The organism is Microcystis sp. M53602_WE12, assembly GCF_030065455.1.
In the GTDB taxonomy this organism is placed as follows: domain Bacteria; phylum Cyanobacteriota; class Cyanobacteriia; order Cyanobacteriales; family Microcystaceae; genus Microcystis; species Microcystis aeruginosa.
In genome coordinates this window covers 1-2532 of record NZ_JASJFB010000181.1, presented here as the reverse complement: position 1 = coordinate 2532, position 2532 = coordinate 1, and the positions used below count along the sequence as shown (strand labels likewise).

Here is a 2532-nt window from a genome sequence, read left to right as displayed (position 1 = left end):
TTATTCGATCACGGGAGCGATTAACTCGCGTCTTTCCCCCGAAATAACTTTCACCTTACCTTCCTCATCGATATCGACCATGGCAGTATCCCCATCAGAAACCCGTCCGGAGAGAATTTCCTCAGCCAGAACATCTTCCAATAGACGCATAATCGCACGACGTAAGGGACGAGCGCCGTAGGCCGGATTATAACCTTCCTCGATCAAGCGTTCTTTAAACTTATCAGTAACAGACAAAGTAATATTTTGTTCTGTCAGACGTTTAAACACATCCTTGAGCAGGATTTCGGCGATTTCCTTGACTTCTTCCTTATTGAGTTGACGGAAGACAATAATCTCATCAAGACGGTTGAGGAATTCAGGGCGGAAATACTGTTTTAATTCCTCATTAACCAGCGATCGAATGCGATTATACTGGGCCTCGGCTTGATTATCGGCAAACTCGAAACCTAAACCACCGCCACCCTTCTCGATCACCTTAGAACCGATGTTCGAGGTCATGATCAACAGGGTATTTTTAAAGTCCACCGTGCGACCTTTGGCATCGGTCAAACGTCCATCTTCAAGGATTTGCAGAAGCATATTGAAGACATCGGGGTGAGCTTTTTCGATTTCGTCGAATAGCACCACCGTATAAGGACGACGACGCACCGCTTCCGTTAATTGTCCCCCTTCGTTGTAACCAACGTAACCCGGAGGCGAACCGATTAACTTAGAAACCGTGTGCCGTTCCATGTATTCCGACATATCGAGACGGATCATCGCATCTTCGGAACCAAAGAAATAAGCGGCCAGAGCTTTAGTTAACTCGGTTTTACCTACCCCCGTTGGACCGGAGAAGATAAAGGAAGCAATGGGACGGTTGGGATTTTTCAGACCGACGCGAGCGCGACGAATGGCACGAGACACCGCTTTAACCGCGTCCTCTTGACCGATGAGACGCTGATGCAGGGTATCTTCCATGTGCAGCAGTTTCTCGGATTCGGTTTCGGTCAGTTTGTTGACGGGAACCCCAGTCCAAGAAGCGACGATGTGAGCGATTTCCTCGGCATCCACAAAGGGTTCATCGTTGCCATCTTCGCCTTTTTTGGTGGAAGCGAGATTCCGTATCTGGGTTTTGATTTCCATTTCCCGATCGCGCAATTCCCCGGCTTTCTCGAAGTCTTGACCGCGCACCGCATCATCTTTTTGTTTGAGAATTTGCCGCAGTTCTTTATCTAATTCCTTGGCTGCTGGGGGCAATTGGGAATTAATCAAGCGCACTCTCGAACCAGCTTCATCGATTAAATCGATCGCCTTGTCCGGTAAAAAGCGATCGCTAATGTAGCGATCGGACAATTTCGCCGCCGCTTCTAGTGCTTCGTCTAGGATTTTTAATTTGTGGTGCTGTTCGTAGCGTTCCCGGAGACCGTAGAGAATTTCGATCGTTTCTTCTACGGAGGGTTCACCGACCATAACCGGTTGAAAACGTCTTTCTAGAGCCGCATCCCGTTCGATATGTTTGCGGTACTCATCCAAGGTCGTCGCCCCGATACATTGTAGTTCTCCCCGGGCCAAAGCCGGTTTGAGAATATTGGCCGCATCGATCGCTCCTTCGGCTGCCCCGGCACCGATGAGAGTATGAACTTCATCGATAACAAGGACGACGTTACCCGCTTGGCGAATTTCGTCCATGATTTTTTTGAGGCGTTCCTCAAATTCGCCGCGATATTTGGTTCCCGCCACTAACAAGCCGATATCGAGGGTGACAACCCGTTTTTCTTCGAGAATGTCGGGAATATCCTTGTTAGCGATGCGTTGGGCCAATCCTTCTGCGATCGCTGTTTTACCTACCCCCGGTTCTCCGATTAGGACTGGGTTATTTTTGGTACGACGACCGAGAATTTGGATGACGCGCTCGATTTCCTTTTGCCGGCCGACCACGGGATCGAGTTTACCCTCGCTGGCCATTTGGGTGAGATTGGAACCGAATTCGTCAAGAGTGGGGGTTTTAGTGCGACCTTGGGAAGATGAACCGGCGGCCACTTCGGCGGTTTCCCCTAACATTCTGATCACTTGGGTGCGAACTTTCGAGAGATCCACCCCGAGATTTTCCAGAACCCTAGCGGCCACACCTTCCCCTTCGCGAATTAGTCCTAAAAGGAGATGTTCTGTGCCAATATAGTTATGGCCCAGTTGACGGGCTTCTTCGAGGGAGAGTTCTAAAACTCGTTTGGCTCTGGGGGTGAAGGGAATTTCCACGGCTACGAATCCGGAACCGCGACCGATGATTTTCTCCACCTCCACGCGCGCATCTTTGAGATTGACACCCATGGACTTGAGGACTTTGGCGGCAACTCCCGTTCCCTCTCCAATTAGTCCTAGTAAAATCTGCTCTGTTCCCACGAAGTTATGGCCAAGGCGGCGGGCTTCTTCTTGGGCGAGCATGATTACTTTAATGGCTTTTTCCGTAAATCTTTCAAACATAGCCTATCCATCACCTACACAAGCGACCCTAGATATGCTGATTTTAGCACGGCTTTTTAGTTTAGC

At 49.6% G+C, this 2532-nt stretch carries 1 protein-coding gene; it reads right to left on the bottom strand.

The genetic code is table 11. The features are described 5' to 3' along the window. The gene (locus PX482_RS06970) at nucleotides 1–2466 is read right to left on the bottom strand and encodes an ATP-dependent Clp protease ATP-binding subunit (RefSeq protein WP_002732350.1); all 2466 of its coding nucleotides are present in this window, start codon (nucleotides 2464–2466) and stop codon (nucleotides 1–3) included. Between the last annotated feature and the right edge of the window lie 66 nt (nucleotides 2467–2532).